This window comes from Yersinia nurmii (genome assembly GCF_001112925.1).
GTDB classification, from domain to species: Bacteria; Pseudomonadota; Gammaproteobacteria; order Enterobacterales; family Enterobacteriaceae; genus Yersinia; species Yersinia nurmii.
The window spans coordinates 253,340-270,440 of record NZ_CPYD01000005.1; the positions used below are offsets into that span (position 1 = coordinate 253,340).

Consider the following 17,101-nt stretch of genomic DNA (forward strand, 5'->3'; position numbering starts at 1 on the left):
CTGATCTTACCCACCCTCTTCAAGGGGCGGGGGGCCTGATAGGTGATAGTAGATCACTTTTTTCTTCGCGGGGAAAAAACCTGTTACTGACAGCAGCAAAAGCATAAACAGCGGGGAGTTTGACTAAAATAGCGGTAAGGAGAGGCGATTACCGCTCCTTACCAACCAGATGAAACCGTTATATCAGATAGCCCAACCGCCGGCATAGAATGCCACCAGCGCGATGGCAATAATCACGGTGCCGATATTCAGCTTACGCCATTCGCCAGAGAAAATACGGCCAATCACCAGTGAGCTGAAGCCCAGCATAATGCCGGTAACAATGTTGCAGGTCAGTACGATAAACACCGCACACAACAAGCCGGACATCGCATCCACAAAGTCGCTGAAATCCAGTTTGGCTACGTTGCTCAGCATTAATAAACCGACGTACATCAGAGCCGGTGCCGTCGCGTAACCAGGAACCAGATAAGACAGTGGAGACAGGAACAGAATCAGCAGGAATAAAATACCGACTACCGTGGCCGTCAGGCCTGTTTTGCCCCCCGCAGCGGTACCCGCCGCAGATTCGATATACACCGCCGCCGGAGCCGCGCCGACCAAACCGGCAAAGATGCTGCTCACCGAGTCAGACGTCAAAGCTTTACCGCCGTTGATGATCTGCCCATCTTTATCCAGCAGATTAGCCTGCCCCGCTACCGCCCGAATCGTGCCAGTGGCATCAAACACCGCCGTCATCACCAGCGCCAGTACGCTCGGCAATACCACTGGCTGCAAAGCACCCATAATATCTAGGCTGAAAATCAGCGAGTCACCGTTGGCATCAGCCAGACTTGGCATCGCAAACAGACCTTGATAAGTCACGCTTGGATCAAAAATCAAGCCAATGATTGAGATGGCGATAATCACTAGCAGAATACCTCCCGGCACCCGCAGTTTCTCCAGACCAAAGATCACCGCCAGACCCAATAACGTCATGATCACTGGGAAAGAAGTGAAAGCGCCCAGCGCCACTGGCAAACCTTCCAGCGGGTTTTTAATGACCAGACCGACACCGTTGGCAGCAATCAGCAGTAAAAACAGGCCGATACCAATCCCTGTACCGTGAGCGACGCCCATCGGCAAATTACGCAGAATCCAAGAACGAATGCCTGTTACCGAAATAAGGGTAAACAGTACCCCCATCAGGAATACCGCGCCCAAAGCCACGGGAATACTGATGTGCTGACCGAGGACCAGACTGAATGCGGTAAAAGCGGTCAGAGAGATGGCACAGCCAATGGCCATCGGCAGATTCGCCCATAACCCCATTAACAGAGAGCCAAGCCCGGCCACCAGACAGGTTGCGACAAATACTGCCGTCGGTGGAAAACCGGCTTTGCCTAACATGGCTGGCACAACGATGACCGAGTAAACCATGGCCAAAAAGGTTGTTAGACCGGCCAGAACTTCCTGGCGCACATTGGTATTGCGTTCGCTCAGTTTAAAAAATGCATCCAACGCGCCTTTCGGCTTCATATCGTCGTTCGCTTGAGGATTGGTACTAGACATGATTATGTCCCCTGTGTGTCAACAAATAGCCTGCACGCGGTTCCGACAAATCGCTTTCATTATCGAGCATCCATCGATGCTATTTCCCCGAAATAGTTACGCTGGAAAGAAAAGCAAACGATTAGCTGGCTGCGCGCACAACCGATAAAAAAGTAAGGTTTATTCAAGGCAAACGATTATCTAGCCATCCATAGTGACTAATCAACACCAGATGGCGACATTTAATGCATTTTATGACAATAAATAGCCATTCTCAGAAATGTGCGGGGGATCTCATCCCTAGAACACCATTTTTGTGTCGTTAACATTGGGCAAAAAGCATTGGTGAGAACAATAACGGAAATGCCAGACGGCACGAGTGGAGGATAATCTGGCTCACCGGTTTCCACACAGTTCGGTCAAAGCCGCCAAGGGGAAACCGGTTTTTTATCTCTGGTTGAGGAAATGACTCTAGCGAACCAGTTCGAATTTACCGCCGCGCTCCACCGCACGTTGGTATGCCGGTCGGCTGCGAATACGCACCAGAAAATCTTGCAATTTCGGGTAGCGGGATAACCCTTTTCCAGCATCGATCGCCTCAATGGGGAAACTCATCTGCACATCTGCCGCACTAAAATCACTGCCAGCAAACCACTGATTGGTACTCAAGTGCTGTTCCAGATAATCAAGGTGCGTAGCGATCTGTTTATCCAGATAATTTTTCTGCACTCCTTTGCCGATCGCTCTCGCCACCGGACGCAGTAACCACGGCATCGGCGGGTATCCCAGACGACTAAAGATCAGCTTCATCACCAACGGCGGCATCAGCGAACCTTCGGCGTAATGCATCCAGTAACGATATTGTTGGCGATCGTAATGATCCGTCGGCTTAAATTCACCTTGAGCATCATATGTTTCCTGCAAATACTCAATAATGGCTCCCGACTCTGCCAAAGTAATATCTCCATCGGTAATCACCGGCGCTTTTCCCAGCGGGTGAACCTTTTTCAACTCAGGCGGAGCCAGCAGACTGCCCGCATCACGCTGATAGCGTTTTAGGTCATAGGGGACTTGCAGCTCTTCCAGCATCCATAGGATACGCTGAGAGCGAGAATTGTTCAGATGATGAACTATGACCATTAGAAAACTCCAGAGTAGGAAAGCAGAGATCGAAAAAACTGAGTATAGCCGATGATAATCGCCAACTTTTATTACCTTGCTAATTATCTGATAAGAGATTGTTCAGCCAGTCAGCAATAAAGAAACGCCACGGGCTAATATCCCGATTCACTGTTATATCAGGGAGTATCGCTTTGCGGTAAACGGATTCGCCATAAGAATAAATCTGCGTTGACGATATTTTACTTAGAGGAAGGAAGATCGGTAAACTCTTGCTCAATCAGGTATTTTTTGTCACTTAACATGGTTAGCGCGCCCTGAAGCGTTGTTGATATCCCAACCAGATCTCGCCATTCCACCAGACTGTTTTTCCAGATATATCTCCACCCTTTTTTGCCTTTGATATAGGTTAACTGGAGTAACTCAATCTGCACCTTATCTACCAAAGCAGCTGATAAATAAATGCGCCGACCTTTCAGTTCATAAATCAGTTTAGCCCTGATCCCAGCCGACAAATCAGCATTAAAGCGGGCGCAAAACGATGCCAGTATCCCTTCGAGGTCTTCTAATTCATCCATACCGCTAATCATCCGCACTCCCCTTGCTTAACCTGCATGATTGAAAGCCTGCTTACACCCTATCCTTGATGTTATTGAATTCCCTGTCTTCATCGGTTCTATCAAAATAGGGCTCCTGAATACACACAAGGTTATGTCAGCCAGAGCCGCCTGAGGGTGTTATCATGACTCAAAACTTATCATGACATCCAGCCCGATAAATGGAGTCCAGTGACCAATGACTGACGATTTTAACCGCACCGCCAAGGTATTATCCGTCTTTGACTTTGACGGCACGCTGACGCACCACGATAGTTTTATCCCTTTTTTGCAGTTTGCATTCGGCAAAAGATACTTTGTCCGTCGTCTGGTAAAACTGGTATTGCCTACCATTAAGTGTCTTCGACGAGAACTTACGCGGGACGAGCTGAAAGAAGTGCTGATCAAAACCTACCTGACCGGGGTTGAGGATACATGGGTCCGGCAAAAAGCCGAAGAGTTCTGTTCTCTTTACTGGAGCAAATTAATGCGCCCAGCGGGGCTGCTGGCAGTAGCCACGGAAGTGAACTCCGGAGCTGAAGTCACGCTATGTTCCGCTTCACCGGCAATGGTTCTGCAGCCTTTCGCTGACAAACTCGGCGTTAAACTTATCGGTACTCAGCTTGAGGTAAAAGACGGTTTACTTACCGGGCGCATCAGCGGCCATAATTGCCGTTGCGCACAGAAGATCAAACGCCTAGAAAGTGTGTATGGAAATCTGGCTGATTACCACCTGAGAGCCTGGGGAGACACCCGAGGCGATTACGAGCTGCTGGCCGCCGCTCAGGACCCGCACTGGCGGCATTTCCATCCTGGCTGGTCTAAAAAGAAATCCCGACTGGCGAAATTACGCCTGACCAGCTTAAACCCGCCGCGTCAGTAATCCCTTATGCCTATCAGATAATGCGTAATGCGCCCCGACTCCGGGGCGCTCAAAATGATAGAATGCGCTCAGCAATAGCGGCATCGTGCCAGTCCTTAAACTCCTCTAGGAGCAAGTCATAAAGCCGGTCTTCTTTTAACGTGGCAAAGTTATCGATAGCAAAAAAATTGGTGTTATCCACCCGACGCTCAGTAAAGCTATCCAATTTTTCCAGAATTCCGTAATTTGCCCCCCCCAGCCCAACGAACTTCCAAAAAATCGGGTAATTGGCCGAGCGTCGTATGGCATTCTTGATTTCTCGGGTTTTACTGATCCCACCGTCAGTAATAAATACTACATACACCGGCAGCTCACTGCCTTTAAAGAAATCGACAATTTCCTCCATTACCGGTGGCTCGTTGTTGACGCCGCCCAATCCAGGCAAATTCTCCCACGTTGTACGTTTAGATGTATTTTGAATAGAATCAATATAACCATCGAGGTTATCTAGCGTGACATCCGGATATTTACGATGCCGCTCAGCAAACCCCCAAACATCCATCGAGCCATCATCGTCAAACTGTACGGCTAATACCGCAATACGATCTAGCACTGCCTGGACGTTCCCTCTATTAAATTGCCCCTTCATCGAACCGGATGCATCCAGCACAAAAGCCACTTTAGCTTTCACTGATTGTAGTTTGTATTTATGCAGGCTAACGGCGGCATTTTTTGCCAGATTGACCAAACGAGGAGCGGTCTGTTCGAGCTTTTTCTCCAGACTTACTGTTGGAGTCGAGGTTAAACTCGCTGGCGGTGGTGTCGTGGCAATATCAACGCCAAAATTGATCGCCAGCGGTTCCAGCCCACCGTTGAATCCTTGCCCAAGTGCTCGCAGTTTCCAATATCCGCTATATCTGTATATTTCCGCCACGATCAGGGCTTTTTCACTACGCTCGGAGGTTTCCACAGTAAATAAAGCTGCATTCTCAGTCTCAGCGGAAAAATGTAGTTGTTGAAGGCTGGCAATAGAGTCCTGCCCATCAATAACCAATGTAATGGCAACCTTGCTGATATCGGCATCAATCCTAGAAAGATCTAACGTGATAACGCTGCTTTGCGCTGCGTGTTGTAACGTCAGACTTCCATCCGTCGCTACAGGATGATTGAAAAAGAAAAAATCGTCATCCCCTCTCACTTTCCCGCGAGTGGTCAAAAAAAACACGGCGGTATCAACCTCGCTTCGGAAAGAAGAAGTTGTTGGGTAAGAAAGTGTCAGTTTGAGTGAATGCTGAGTTAACGCGATGTTCTGTCCAGCCTGAAGATGCATATCTAAAGTCCTTGATTCCATATCAAACTACAGTGGTAACTTTCCTATTATTTACGGGTTTACTCATAAAAAACCCCGGTATCACCGGGGTTCGCCATCACTGCGGAAATTAGACGTTGACGCCGTGCTGAGAGGCCAGCGCAGATAAACCGCCAGCAAAGCCCTGGCCTACCGCTTTGAATTTCCACTCGGTACCGTGACGGTACAGTTCGCCGAAAATCATCGCCGTTTCGGTGGACGCGTCTTCAGACAAATCGAAACGAGCAATTTCAGCGCCAGAATCGTTGTTGTAAACACGCATGAAGCTATTACTCACCATGCCAAAGTTTTGTTTACGGCCTTCGGCATCGTAAATAGTGACGGCAAAGACCAGTTTCTTCACATCAGCCGGAACTTTGGCCAGATCGATTTTAACCTGCTCATCATCGCCGTCGCCTTCACCGGTGCGGTTGTCGCCCTGATGTTCAACGGAAGCACAAGGGCTGAGTTTGTTATTGAAGAAAATGAAGTGAGCGTCAGACAGCACTTTACCGTCTTCACCGACCATAAATACGGATGCATCCAGATCGAATCCCTGACCGTCGGTCACGCGAGAATCCCAACCCAGACCCACCATAGCGATGTTCATGGTGGGTGCTTCTTTAGTCAGGGATACGTTGCCGCCTTTCACGAGAGAAACTGCCATTTTAAAGCTCCTGCTTATAATTGGATTATTGGGCAACGACTTGCTGCCCAAGTGTTAAACGGTGGCGATTAGAACGCATTAATACCGTACTGTGCGCAGACGGAAGCCAGACCGCCAGCGTAACCCTGACCTACCGCACGGAATTTCCACTCTGCACCGTGGCGGTACAATTCGCCAAACAGCATGGCGGTTTCGGTGGAAGCGTCTTCGGTCAGATCGTAACGAGCGACTTCGGTTTGGTTGTCATCATTGACCAATCGGATAAATGCGCCGGAAACTTGACCAAAGCTCTGACGGCGAGTTTGCGCGTCATGAATGGTGACTACGAAGACAATTTTGTCTACGTCAGCTGGGATATGATCCAACTTGATTTTCAGAGATTCATCGTCGCCATCGCCTTCACCGGTACGGTTATCACCGGTGTGAACCACTGAGCCATCGGCAGATTTCAGGTTGTTATAGAAAATGAAGTCTGCGTCGCCACGTACTTTTCCATTTGCAGCCAGCAGAAATGCTGATGCATCAAGGTCGAAATCCTGACCATCGGTAGAACGTGCATCCCAACCCAGCCCAATCAGGACATTCTTCATGGTTGGAGCCGCTTTGCTCAGGGAGACATTACCGCCTTTAGATAAAGAAACGCTCATGTTAGTAACCTCTTGAGTTGATATTTTTCGAATTCAAATTCAGGAATCAGGGATCAGTTCCCCTTTTCTTCCTCAGGGTCCGGTTTGCCAGGGAACATTACGCTGGCAATGATACCTACCGCTAGCACGCCGAGAACCACAAATAGGCTCGTGGTGGCTGAAATGTTGTAACCGTGGTGCCAAATGTGATCTGTTGCATTCAAGCCCAGTTTCGCGGCAATAAAGAACAGCAACGCAACAACGGCTTTTTCGAGGTGAACCAGATATTGTTTCAATGCTTCCAAAACAAAATACAGCGTACGCAGACCCAGAATAGCGAACATCATGGCGCTGTAAACAATCAGAGGCTCGCGGCTGACGGCAATAATTGCCGGTACGGAATCAAAGGCAAACATCACGTCAGACAGCTCGACTACCGCAACACACAGCATCAGCGGGGTTGCGTACAATGCGGCTTTGGTTCCACGCCCTACGGTAACGTCCTGATTTTCCGGCTTCGCCAGTTCTTCATCGACTTCTTTCTGATTCAGCAAGAAAGCATGCCCTTTCAACTTCGGCCAAATCGGGAAGAAGCGTTTTACCATGCGATAAGCCAGATGCTGCGAATAATCTTCAATTTCATCGCTTTCGCTGCCGCTTCTCAGCATCATCACCGCCGTCCAGGCCACAATCAGCGCAAACACGATTTCAACGTAAGGCCCAAGGCTCAATAGCCCAGTACCGATAGCGACGAAAATACCACGGAAGAAGATTGCCCCGATAATCCCCCAATAGAGGACTCGGTGACGATAACGGTCCGGCACAGAGAACCAGGAGAAAATCGCCATCATGACGAACAGGTTATCGACCGAAAGGACCTTCTCCAGCGCATAACCCGTAACGAACAGGCTGGCCACTTCCGCGCCGTGATGAAGATATAGGAAGCCGGCAAACACCATCGCCACAAAGATCCAGAAAATAGACCATAAAGCGGCGCTTTTCAGCGAAATAGGCTTGTCATGGCGGTGCATGAACAGGTCGATAAAAATGGCTCCCACAGACAAAGCAATAAAGACAATGACTGTTTCAGTTGGGAAGCCGATATGCGTGGATACCATATATAACCCTTACCAAATACTTATATTCAGAGGCCGAATTCAGCAGGCTCAAAGCCCAGTGCGACGGCGATTTCACGAACTGCCTGTTGTTCATCCTGGTCAAAGTCACCGTCACTTTTCGCGACGGCAATCCCGACTCGAATTGCTAGCTGAGCGGCTTCAGGCTGATCTTTCAGAGCAAGAATGTGCTTCATGGTTTCCCCCTTGCCAATTTCGAGATCGAAATCGAAGCTGGAAACCAGTTTGTTAAAGAATTCAATAACCTCAGAGGTATCAAACACACTTAACTCATCGGATGCACGCAGAAAGCCAATCATCTTCTGCTTTTCTTCCGCGCTAACGCCGCCGCTGGCAACCGAAATACGTGCACACACGGCCACGGTGCCTTGCATAAATTTTTTATTTTTGAAGCGACTAACTTGCTTAGTCAGTTCCGCACGACCAGTATTGAATGCGCCTTTAACTTTGTTGAAAAAACTCATTCTGTATTCCTTATTATTGTCTGAAATTACTTTGAACCCGCTTTCCAACGGAATCCCCAACCCAGTGCTTTATCCATATCGCTGTGGTCTTTAAAGAACTGGTTGATACGTTCGACTTTGATCGTGCCCTGCTCGTTGACCAACCGGGCAATCGCACACATGTTGCGGCTGTTTTGTCCCTCGGTCATACGCGTTTCTATCGGCGGTTGATCTGGAATATGGATAGTGACGACACCGTCGGTATTATCCCAGCTCGCGGCACCTTCGTAGATAAAGGCGAAAACCAATACCTGACGAATATTCTTCCATTCCCGACCGTTGATATGCAGCCATTCACCGTCCGATACATCTCCGGTACGATCATCGCCCTGCAATTGCACGAAAGGTTCCTGATGGAACGAACCAAAGCCGTTCCCCAAAGCCTGAACCACCGACTTATGGCCATCATCCAACTCGACGAAAGCACCTAAATCCAGATCGACACCTTTATTCGCGCTAAACATACTGCGCAGGCCGGAGGAAGCGCTGCCACGATGCCAGTTCAGGTTAATGCGGATTTCGCCAAAGTTGTCACGCTTCGCGAGGCTGATCGCCGGTTTATCTTTGGTGAGGGAAACTTTGCTCAGGTTGATCTTAGCCGGAGCGGGCGTTGGTACAGGGGTCGGTGCAGGAGTATCCGCAATATCGACGCCAAAATGTTCAGCCAATGGCTTAAGACCGCCGTTGAAGCCCTGCGCGATGAAGCGGAATTTCCATTCGCCGTTACGGCGATACAGTTCACCCAGAATCAAAGCGGCTTCTTGACGGCCAGCCAGCGCTACGTTGCCGCAGATCAGCACGTCGCTTCCATCCTCAACCTGTATCGACAAACGTTGCAGACCAGAAACGGTCTGATTGCCATCGCAGGTTACCGTAAACGCCACTTTCTCAACGTCTGAACGCAGTCGAGTGAGATCCACGGTAAACAGAGTGTCGTTGCCTTGAGCAACCAAACTCACGGTGTTGTCGTTATTAACAGGTTGGCCGTAAAACACCATATCGGCGTCGCCCTGGACTTTTCCGTTGGCAAACAGCCGAAATGCAGAGGCATCGACGGGTGCGCCGGATAAAACTCGCACCGTCAATGATTGAGAAGGTACGGGAGCATTGCCCCCAGGAGTCATATTCATTAGCGCACCACGGTAGCAACAATATCCGAATGCATGTCGTCAATAGTACGACCGCGACAGGCGTGACCATGAGCGGTAAAGTCCCATTGCCCGTTGTTACGGCGCAGTGACGCAATAACAATACCGGTGTGAGGCCCTTGATCGGTTAGCTGGTAACGAGCCATTTCTTTATTATTTCCCCGATCCACAACGCGGCAGAACGCGTTATCTACGTCATTAAACGTCTGACCACGGAAGCTGTTAACGGTGAACGCGAGGTATTCAACCTGATGTGGTAAGCGGTTCAAATCCACACGAATCACTTCGTCATCACCATCGCCTTCACCGGTCAGATTATCGCCAGTATGGACGACTGAGCCGCAAGACGACTCTAATTTACGGAACCAGATGGTATCGATGGTATTACCGGATTTATCCAATAATACACAGCCCGCATCAAGATCAATGGAATTATTTCCGCCAAAAAGACTGCCTAATAACCCTTTTTTCTTAATTGGATCCCAGCCTAAACCAAATTGAAGTTGGCTAAGAGAAGACGATTGTTTACTTAGTGAAACCGTCTGGTTTTTGCTTAATGAAACCATGTTTTATATTCCTTCAACAGGATATGAAAAATAACCACATTCTTTACATTAAAATCGCGAATTTAAAAATCATATCATGATGAAGTTCTTGAACAAGTTCATTTTTAGCTATTATCGTTAACAAATCATTTATTTATATGATATATAAGATATTTTATTTTTATACTCTTAGCAAAATAAGCTTTTTATCATCTAAAAATCTTTTCATATCTTTACATTATTAGTACAAAAAATATAAGTCATAATATGATTGACATGTAAAAATAACGCTCATAGACTCTCGGCTATTTAATTCGCCTGTCGGCCCTGCGTGGAAATATATATCAATGGCACATAAAATTTGGCTTATGGAAGGTCTGTCTTCCCAACGAGATATTATTCAGGGCATTAATACTTTCGCTAAAAATAAAGATACGGACATTTTCGTTATTGCTTCCCACCGCAATGAACGTAATGAAATTCTGTCGCAGGCGGATCTTGCTGTACTGGAGCCAAAAGAAGAACAGCGCCTTTCCTTTATTCTCTCGCTGGTTAAAAGACTTGATATTCAGGCCATTCATACCGGGCGCAATTCCCTATGGTTTGAATCCCATCGCAAAGAAATTGAATGTTCCGGCGTAAAACTCACTACCGGAGCCCGAAGCGTGGCGCAGCTTGAACTGGCGGATGACAAAGTGAGTTTTGCCCAGTTTATGGAGCAGCAAAACCTGCCGGTCGTGCCTTCTATTCGCGTGGAATCACTGCCCGAACTGTGCCAGTTCATCACCCACTCTCCCTTTGGTTCAAAACCACTGTGCGTAAAGCCGGTAAAAGGGATTTATGGCATGGGATTCTGGCGCTTCGATGACAACGTTTCGGCTATGGCGGCGTTTACTCATCCGGAAAACCGCAGGGTAAATCCGCACTTATATCTCCGCGCCCTCGAAGAATCGGATAGTTTTGAACCGCTGGTGTTGATGCCCTATCTGCCTGGCCCGGAGTACTCCGTTGATATGTTGGTTGAGCGAGGAAAAGTGCTGGCGGCGGTGGCACGTCGTAAAGAAGGTGCTCTTCAGTCTCTGGAAAACGCAGGGGAAGCTTACGAGCTGGGAAGAGCCTGTGCCGAAGCCATGCAGGCTGACGGGCTGGTCAACGTCCAAACCCGCCATAATGACAGCGGCAAACCAGAGTTACTTGAAATCAATATGCGTCCTTCCGGCGGCATCGGCTATACACGGTTCAGCGGCGTCAACCTGCCGGGTTTATTTGCCCTGCGCCAGCTGGGATTAATGAGCCAGCAAGAAGTGATGGACGAAGCCCGTCGCGCATTCTCCCCCGCTATCGTTCGCTCCATTACTGACGTTGTGCGTTATAACCCAACCTTGACCAACCGACTCCCGCAGGAATAGTCACCATGAATAATCACTCTGACCTTCAGATTTACCGCAGAGAGCTTTCCTGCGGCACGCTAAGCGTGACGCCAACCGGAGGCATCACCGCCTTTGACAACCTGTTCGAAATAGCAGAAAGGCGTAATCCTAAACGGGCATTTCTTTTTGTCAGTAAAGTTCTTGGCAGACATATACCGGTTTCTCCGACGGTAATGCGTTCGGTTTATCGTCAGTTAGGGGAACAAATTCCCTCCCTAACGACAGGGCCTGTGTTGTTTATTGGCATGGCTGAAACCGCCGTTGGCCTAGGAGCCGGAGTGTTTGATGAAGTTCGGCACCGCGTGGCCGAACCGGTCTATCTCACCTCAACCCGCCATCCGGTAGAGGGCGAGTTATTGTGCGAATTCAAAGAAAATCATAGCCACGCCACCGACCATTTGATTTACCTGCCTCAAGACACCGAGCAGCGCCGTCGGGTATTACAAGCCAAAACCGTGGTTTTAATCGACGATGAAGCCACCACTGGAAATACCTTTATCAACCTGCTCGCAGCATTAAGAGAGACTGCGGGTCTGCACCAGATTCAGCAGGTGATTGCGGTCACACTGACCGATTGGAGTGGTAGCTCCATCGCAGAACGCTGCCCGCTACCGGTACAAACCGTATCCTTAGCGCAGGGAAACTGGCACTGGGAGAAAAATCCTGACGCGCCCGTGCCAATCATGCCTTCTGTGAATATCACCGCGTCCGGCAACGTCCCGATAACCGGTAAACAAAGCTGGGGACGGCTCGGAATGAATGTACCTGCGAACGATCTGGGGCTATCCCTTCAGGCGACGGCAGGAGAAAAGCTATTGGTATTAGGAAGCAGCGAATTTGTCTGGGAACCCTTCTTACTGGCGGAACGGCTGGAAAAACAGGGAGCAGAGGTCAAATACAGTTCAACGACCCGCTCACCGATTGCCACCAGCTTCGCGATCGAATCAGCCATTGCCTTCACCGATAATTACGGATTAGGTATCCCTAACTTCGTCTATAACGTGGCTCATCAGCGTTTTGACCGAATCTTGCTATGTATCGAAACGCCGACAGAAAGCGTCGATCCCGCACTACTGGAGGCGCTGAAAAAAGTGGCTCCCGCCGTTGAGGTTATTTCCTATGAATAAGCCGGTTATTTTTTCCGACCTGGATGACACCCTGTTTCAAACGCGCCGCAAAATGGTGAATGAACTGAATTTGCAGCCTTACCGCACCGGTGCCTTGGATCGCAGCCTAGAACCGCGCAGTTTTATGACGGAAGAACAGGCCATGCTGGTGGATTGGATGATGGAGCAGGCCGAGCTGATTCCCGTCACCGCGCGGGGAACCGAGGAAATCGCTCGGGTCACTATTCCGTTTCGTTCATGGGCCGTGACCACTCATGGCGCCGTGATTCTCGATCCCCAAGGCCAGCCGGACGAAAGCTGGAAAACACAGATGCTGGCGGCTTTACAGCCTTACGCAGAAAAACTTATCACTATGCAGCATCAAATGACCGAACTCATGGAAGCCAGAAATATCAACGGCTGGGCGCGGCTCAATTACGAATATAACCATACGCCGATTTATCTGGTGATGAAGCATCGGGACAGCACCAAACTGGATGAGCTAAACGCGATTGGCGATGAAATGGAACAGATTTTCTCAACCGACGGTTTCTATATTCACCGCAACAGCAACAATATTGCCTGGCTACCGGAGCCGGTAGAAAAAGGGCTGGCGGTCACTTATCTACTGAATAAACTGCGAGAGGAACGAGGCGTATTTCCGGTTATCGGACTCGGTGACAGCCTGAGTGACCACCGTTTCATGAAACTCTGCACTTGGTATGGATTGCCTCGCCAGAGCCAGTTTGCTGAAAGCATCGCCAGCAAAATCTTTGGAGAAGAATAATATGCATGATTTCACCCCTTTTTCCGGTTCCTATCTACCGGAAGACGTTCATTTCCTGCTGAAACCGGTTGAAATCGAAATGACGCCGGTAGAACAAAAAGAACGGTTGATTCAGTCTGGCGCACGCCACTATTCGGAAATGCTGAGTCAGGAACCGGAGCCAACCTCCTGGCACTTAGATTTATTCACCCGCGCTCTCGATAACGGCGCAGATCGTCTTGCCAAAGAAGTGGTGATGCTGGCTAAGGCCTTGATTCAACGCTTCGGCGATACACCGATTGTATTAACCAGCCTGGTGCGGGCAGGTGTCCCTCTGGGCGTGATGCTCCACCAAACACTGCGGGCAATGGGAAAAGAATCTCATCATTACGGCATTAGTATTATCCGCGACCGCGGTATTGATGCCGTTGCATTAGATTGGATTGAAGCTCGCCACGGTACAGAAGGTATTGTTTTTGTTGATGGTTGGACGGGAAAAGGAGCGATTACCGGCGAGTTAGTGCGTTCGCTGAAAGATCGACAAGGCTATCCAGAACAGCCGCGTTTGGTGGTGCTGGCCGATCCTTGCGGGTGTTCGTGGCTTGCCGCCAGCGACGACGACTGGTTGATTCCTTTCGGCATCATGGGCGCACCGGTTTCCGGTTTAATCTCTCGCTCGATCTGGTCGGCGGAAGGGCTGCACGGCTGCGTTCAATGCAATCACCTCAGCCAATACGAATGTAGCCGTAAGCTAGTGGATACCGTAGCGGCATCTCGCCAGACCTTAGATCTTGCCGCCATCCCCGCCAGCGATTGGGATTCTAAACAAAAAACCTATCTAAAGCAGCGTAGCGCACAGGTTATCAGTGCGCTGGCAGAAAAATATCAGATTTCCAACGTCAACCGTATTAAGCCCGGTATTGCCGAAGCCACGCGCGCTGTATTACGCCGTGTGCCTGATCATGTTCTGGTGCGCTCCGTCAATGATCCTGATGTCGCTTTGCTGGTTTATCTCGCCCACGAGAAAGGAATCGCCATTACCGAAGTCGGTGACGAGATTGGTCAATACCGCGCAGTCACCATCATTAAAAAGGTACTCTGATGAACAAACGGCTCTCCCCTTGGCATTTGGGTGCGACATTGTATATGCCTGCTACCCGTACAGATATTGCCGAGGCCATCTTACATAACAAAATTAGTGGGTTACGCTCACTGGTTATCTGTCTGGAGGATGCGGTAAACGAAGCTGATATACCCACGGCTTTAGTCAATTTACGTGAGCTGCTAGCAGTTCTCACTCAGGCCAAGGCGACCGATGGCAATAGCCATTGGCCGCTGGTTTTCATTCGCCCAAGGCATCTCGAAATGGGGCAATGGCTAACGGAAAGTATGGATCTCAGCCCGATCGATGGGCTGGTATTGCCTAAATTTACTTTGGCGTCATTACCCGAGTGGTGGGCAATCATGCGAGATAGCCATTTATGCATGATGCCCACGCTAGAAACCGAAGAGGTTTTCGACGTCGCTCAAATGCGCCAACTCGCCAGTGAGCTACAAGCTCATCCTTGTCATCAGCGTATTATTGCTTTGCGTATTGGGGGCAACGACCTGATGAATGTGATTTCTCTGCGACGAACACGTGACTTCACGTTGTACGACGGCCCTATGGGTTATGTGATTAAGATGCTGGTGGCTGTCTTTTCCTCGCGGAATTTTGCCCTAACGGCGCCGGTCTGCGAGCACATTGACGACCACCAGGTGATGAATAAAGAGCTGGCTCTTGATATGGCTCACGGTCTGGTTGGAAAAACAGCCATTCATCCTAATCAAATCAGTAAAATAGAACAGGCTTTGATGGTATCACCCACGGATTATGCCGATGCATTACGTATCCTGAATTCAACTCAGGCCGTATTTAAATCTCAGGGATCAATGTGTGAACCCGCAACCCACCGTCGCTGGGCCTCCGGTATCCTCGCTCGCGCTCAGGTTTATGGCATTACTGCCGAACCGGGGCAAGATGGCGTACGTCTCATGACAGTGACTCACAACAGCTAAAGGGAACAGCATACTGATTTATCTTAAATTTAGGATATTCCTGATAACATACACGCCGCAAAGATCGAAAATACCGAGTTGGTTGACCTCCTATGGCACAAAAAAACAGAGGAAACCATCTTAGCTTGAAACAGGATTATCTGTTGAGGCTAGCCGGAATCGCCATTTATGCACTACCCTTTGAAGCGGTGAACATCTCAGGATTAACCAAATGCATCAGCAAGATAACGGGAAACCATCTGGTTATCAGGAAGATGTCCACCTTCTTTATTTTCCCGGCAATAGAACTCTTGGCAATGAATGCAGGCGGTAACTAACTATGCAACTCAGCACAAAACAGGCTCGAATCTTCACGCTGGCAAATATTCTGGGTTCGGGAAAAGCAGTCTCTGCCATTCGAATTATTTCGTCCCTTGATTGTTCCGAGCCTACGCTAACCCGCGCGTTAAAAGAACTGCGTGAATCCTATTCCGCTGAAATAAAGTACAGCAAGGCCACTCATTCTTATCAATTGGTTAACCCCGGGAATCTGGATAAAAAAGCCTTACGTAGTATGGCCAAAGTACTCACCGCACACGCGGAGTCGAAAAATAGCGAAGTGGTTAGTCGGGTGTTTCTTGATAAGGATAAAAAGCGAGCTGTTTCCCTTTCGCTCAAAGGATCTATCATACGTAAAATAGATAAACTGTCCCGATTGATCGAATCCACCCGCAGCGAAGCCGTAGAAATGCTTGCCAGTAACTGCATTGATGATTTGATCCGTAATCTCCAAACCGCCAAAAAAGAGAAATAATTGCCGGTTTCTCAAAAAGAGGACGATTTGGTCTTGCAAGGCACATTTATCTCTTCGACGCGCCTGTAATCAACCTGTAATCCCCAGCGTCAAAACCAAGGCTCTAAAATAAGTGAAAGCCGTATAGTGGCATTTCAGACATAGCACTTATCAGGTTCCAACTCCCAGAAACGAAAAAACCCAGCTATTACGCTGGGCTTTGATGTTTTATCTATCTTTAGATGACGTCGATAAGATCCTAAGGATCAGAACGGGATATCGTCATCAAAATCCATTGGTGGCTCGTTGCCGCCCTGCTGCTGTGGCGCTGGAGCAGACTGCGCCTGGCGTGGAGCCTGACCGCCGCTGAACTGGTTGCCGCCCTGAGGTTGCTGAGGCTGACCCCAACCGCCTTGTGCGCCATCGTTGGAACCACCCTGCGCGCCGCCAGCAGGAGCACCACCGCCTTGACGACCACCCAGCATTTGCATCGTGCCGCCAACGTTAACAACCACTTCCGTGGTGTAACGTTCCTGGCCGCTTTGATCCTGCCATTTGCGAGTTTGCAGTGCGCCTTCGATATAAACCTGTGAACCTTTACGCAGATATTCACCAGCCACTTCTGCCAGCTTGCCGAACAACACTACGCGATGCCACTCGGTTTTCTCTTTCTGCTCGCCGGTTTGCTTGTCACGCCAGCTTTCGGAGGTGGCCAGTGTGATGTTGGCAACTGCCCCACCGTTCGGCATGTAACGGACTTCCGGGTCTTGGCCCAAATTCCCGACCAAAATCACTTTGTTTACGCCTCTGCTGGCCATGTGAACTCTCCTGATGAAGTAAATTTGTACAGTATAAACGAGTAAGTTTAACACGCTAGAGCCTAAACGGC

General features: G+C 49.2%; 19 protein-coding genes. 8 read left to right on the forward strand and 11 right to left on the reverse strand.

All coding sequences use genetic code 11. The features are described 5' to 3' along the window. Nucleotides 1-183: 183 nt before the first annotated feature. The 3 genes from AD970_RS08790 to AD970_RS08800 all read right to left on the reverse strand — a co-directional run bounded on the left by AD970_RS08790 (nt 184) and on the right by AD970_RS08800 (nt 3,239). Nucleotides 184-1,551 carry an NCS2 family permease gene (locus AD970_RS08790; protein ID WP_049598004.1) on the reverse strand — a complete coding sequence of 456 codons (1,368 nt, stop codon included), beginning with the start codon at nt 1,549-1,551 and terminating at the stop codon, nt 184-186. Between the two features lie 450 nt (nt 1,552-2,001). Then, nucleotides 2,002-2,670 (reverse strand): glutathione S-transferase family protein, encoded by a 669-nt coding sequence (locus AD970_RS08795; RefSeq protein WP_049598006.1) that lies wholly within the window; start codon nt 2,668-2,670, stop codon nt 2,002-2,004. A 221-nt stretch (nt 2,671-2,891) separates the two neighbouring features. Next, nucleotides 2,892-3,239 (reverse strand): hypothetical protein, encoded by a 348-nt coding sequence (locus AD970_RS08800; RefSeq protein WP_049598007.1) that lies wholly within the window; start codon nt 3,237-3,239, stop codon nt 2,892-2,894. Between the two features lie 205 nt (nt 3,240-3,444). Between AD970_RS08800 and AD970_RS08805 the strand changes: the two genes are divergently transcribed. Next, nucleotides 3,445-4,128 (forward strand): HAD family hydrolase, encoded by a 684-nt coding sequence (locus AD970_RS08805; RefSeq protein WP_049598008.1) that lies wholly within the window; start codon nt 3,445-3,447, stop codon nt 4,126-4,128. A 49-nt stretch (nt 4,129-4,177) separates the two neighbouring features. On the opposite strand, the gene AD970_RS08810 is transcribed toward AD970_RS08805, so the two are convergent. The 7 genes from AD970_RS08810 to AD970_RS08840 all read right to left on the reverse strand — a co-directional run bounded on the left by AD970_RS08810 (nt 4,178) and on the right by AD970_RS08840 (nt 10,101). Continuing rightward, nucleotides 4,178-5,437 (reverse strand): vWA domain-containing protein, encoded by a 1,260-nt coding sequence (locus AD970_RS08810; RefSeq protein ID WP_049598010.1) that lies wholly within the window; start codon nt 5,435-5,437, stop codon nt 4,178-4,180. A gap of 109 nt (nt 5,438-5,546) precedes the next feature. Then, entirely contained in the window at nt 5,547-6,122 is a 576-nt protein-coding gene (locus tag AD970_RS08815) for a TerD family protein (RefSeq protein ID WP_049598012.1), read from the reverse strand. A gap of 68 nt (nt 6,123-6,190) precedes the next feature. Further along, entirely contained in the window at nt 6,191-6,769 is a 579-nt protein-coding gene (gene terD / locus AD970_RS08820; RefSeq protein ID WP_049598013.1) for a tellurium resistance membrane protein TerD, read from the reverse strand. Between the two features lie 53 nt (nt 6,770-6,822). After that, entirely contained in the window at nt 6,823-7,866 is a 1,044-nt protein-coding gene (locus AD970_RS08825) for a TerC/Alx family metal homeostasis membrane protein (RefSeq protein WP_049598015.1), read from the reverse strand. Between the two features lie 26 nt (nt 7,867-7,892). Further along, nucleotides 7,893-8,348 carry a tellurite resistance TerB family protein gene (locus AD970_RS08830; protein WP_049598017.1) on the reverse strand — a complete coding sequence of 152 codons (456 nt, stop codon included), beginning with the start codon at nt 8,346-8,348 and terminating at the stop codon, nt 7,893-7,895. 26 nt (nt 8,349-8,374) lie between these two features. Further along, nucleotides 8,375-9,517, reverse strand: coding sequence for a TerD family protein (locus AD970_RS08835; RefSeq protein ID WP_049598019.1), 1,143 nt, complete (start codon nt 9,515-9,517; stop codon nt 8,375-8,377). Next, nucleotides 9,517-10,101, reverse strand: coding sequence for a TerD family protein (locus AD970_RS08840; RefSeq protein WP_049598020.1), 585 nt, complete (start codon nt 10,099-10,101; stop codon nt 9,517-9,519). Before AD970_RS08840 ends, AD970_RS08835 begins: the two co-directional genes overlap by 1 nt. 326 nt (nt 10,102-10,427) lie before the next feature. Between AD970_RS08840 and AD970_RS08845 the strand changes: the two genes are divergently transcribed. The 7 genes from AD970_RS08845 to AD970_RS08875 all read left to right on the forward strand — a co-directional run bounded on the left by AD970_RS08845 (nt 10,428) and on the right by AD970_RS08875 (nt 16,233). Next, nucleotides 10,428-11,489, forward strand: coding sequence for an ATP-grasp domain-containing protein (locus AD970_RS08845; RefSeq protein WP_049598021.1), 1,062 nt, complete (start codon nt 10,428-10,430; stop codon nt 11,487-11,489). Nucleotides 11,490-11,494: 5 nt separating this feature from the next. After that, a complete protein-coding gene (locus AD970_RS08850) occupies nt 11,495-12,637 on the forward strand; it encodes a phosphoribosyltransferase domain-containing protein (protein ID WP_049598023.1) in 1,143 nt (380 codons plus the stop codon). Then, complete coding sequence (locus tag AD970_RS08855; RefSeq protein ID WP_049598025.1) at nt 12,630-13,403, forward strand: HAD family hydrolase; 774 nt, start codon at nt 12,630-12,632, stop codon at nt 13,401-13,403. Before AD970_RS08850 ends, AD970_RS08855 begins: the two co-directional genes overlap by 8 nt. Nucleotide 13,404: 1 nt before the next feature. Further along, complete coding sequence (locus tag AD970_RS08860) at nt 13,405-14,484, forward strand: cysteine protease StiP family protein (RefSeq protein WP_049598026.1); 1,080 nt, start codon at nt 13,405-13,407, stop codon at nt 14,482-14,484. Next, entirely contained in the window at nt 14,484-15,440 is a 957-nt protein-coding gene (locus AD970_RS08865; protein WP_049598027.1) for an HpcH/HpaI aldolase/citrate lyase family protein, read from the forward strand. The genes AD970_RS08860 and AD970_RS08865 overlap by 1 nt, the downstream gene beginning before the upstream one ends. A 92-nt stretch (nt 15,441-15,532) precedes the next feature. Next, on the forward strand, nt 15,533-15,757 hold the full coding sequence (locus AD970_RS08870; protein ID WP_049598029.1) for a hypothetical protein: 225 nt from the start codon (nt 15,533-15,535) through the stop codon (nt 15,755-15,757). Nucleotides 15,758-15,759: 2 nt separating this feature from the next. Then, nucleotides 15,760-16,233 (forward strand): hypothetical protein, encoded by a 474-nt coding sequence (locus AD970_RS08875; RefSeq protein ID WP_049598031.1) that lies wholly within the window; start codon nt 15,760-15,762, stop codon nt 16,231-16,233. Nucleotides 16,234-16,478: 245 nt separating this feature from the next. Here the strand turns inward: AD970_RS08875 and ssb1 are convergent, their stop codons facing one another. Further along, nucleotides 16,479-17,030 carry a single-stranded DNA-binding protein SSB1 gene (gene ssb1 / locus AD970_RS08880; protein ID WP_049598032.1) on the reverse strand — a complete coding sequence of 184 codons (552 nt, stop codon included), beginning with the start codon at nt 17,028-17,030 and terminating at the stop codon, nt 16,479-16,481. Nucleotides 17,031-17,101: the final 71 nt, after the last annotated feature.

Excerpts from the sequence above, each read along its gene's own strand:
- AD970_RS08805 (WP_049598008.1), top strand. The coding sequence starts at position 3,445 with ATGACTGACGATTTTAACCGCACCGCCAAGGTATTATCCGTCTTTGAC.
- AD970_RS08840 (WP_049598020.1), bottom strand. The coding sequence starts at position 10,101 with ATGGTTTCATTAAGCAAAAACCAGACGGTTTCACTAAGTAAACAATCG.
- AD970_RS08875 (WP_049598031.1), top strand. The coding sequence starts at position 15,760 with ATGCAACTCAGCACAAAACAGGCTCGAATCTTCACGCTGGCAAATATT.
- AD970_RS08865 (WP_049598027.1), top strand. The coding sequence starts at position 14,484 with ATGAACAAACGGCTCTCCCCTTGGCATTTGGGTGCGACATTGTATATG.
- AD970_RS08810 (WP_049598010.1), bottom strand. The coding sequence starts at position 5,437 with ATGCATCTTCAGGCTGGACAGAACATCGCGTTAACTCAGCATTCACTC.
- AD970_RS08795 (WP_049598006.1), bottom strand. The coding sequence starts at position 2,670 with ATGGTCATAGTTCATCATCTGAACAATTCTCGCTCTCAGCGTATCCTA.
- terD (WP_049598013.1), bottom strand. The coding sequence starts at position 6,769 with ATGAGCGTTTCTTTATCTAAAGGCGGTAATGTCTCCCTGAGCAAAGCG.
- AD970_RS08800 (WP_049598007.1), bottom strand. The coding sequence starts at position 3,239 with ATGATTAGCGGTATGGATGAATTAGAAGACCTCGAAGGGATACTGGCA.
- AD970_RS08835 (WP_049598019.1), bottom strand. The coding sequence starts at position 9,517 with ATGAATATGACTCCTGGGGGCAATGCTCCCGTACCTTCTCAATCATTG.
- AD970_RS08870 (WP_049598029.1), top strand. The coding sequence starts at position 15,533 with ATGGCACAAAAAAACAGAGGAAACCATCTTAGCTTGAAACAGGATTAT.
- AD970_RS08815 (WP_049598012.1), bottom strand. The coding sequence starts at position 6,122 with ATGGCAGTTTCTCTCGTGAAAGGCGGCAACGTATCCCTGACTAAAGAA.
- AD970_RS08860 (WP_049598026.1), top strand. The coding sequence starts at position 13,405 with ATGCATGATTTCACCCCTTTTTCCGGTTCCTATCTACCGGAAGACGTT.
- ssb1 (WP_049598032.1), bottom strand. The coding sequence starts at position 17,030 with ATGGCCAGCAGAGGCGTAAACAAAGTGATTTTGGTCGGGAATTTGGGC.
- AD970_RS08855 (WP_049598025.1), top strand. The coding sequence starts at position 12,630 with ATGAATAAGCCGGTTATTTTTTCCGACCTGGATGACACCCTGTTTCAA.
- AD970_RS08825 (WP_049598015.1), bottom strand. The coding sequence starts at position 7,866 with ATGGTATCCACGCATATCGGCTTCCCAACTGAAACAGTCATTGTCTTT.
- AD970_RS08790 (WP_049598004.1), bottom strand. The coding sequence starts at position 1,551 with ATGTCTAGTACCAATCCTCAAGCGAACGACGATATGAAGCCGAAAGGC.
- AD970_RS08830 (WP_049598017.1), bottom strand. The coding sequence starts at position 8,348 with ATGAGTTTTTTCAACAAAGTTAAAGGCGCATTCAATACTGGTCGTGCG.
- AD970_RS08850 (WP_049598023.1), top strand. The coding sequence starts at position 11,495 with ATGAATAATCACTCTGACCTTCAGATTTACCGCAGAGAGCTTTCCTGC.
- AD970_RS08845 (WP_049598021.1), top strand. The coding sequence starts at position 10,428 with ATGGCACATAAAATTTGGCTTATGGAAGGTCTGTCTTCCCAACGAGAT.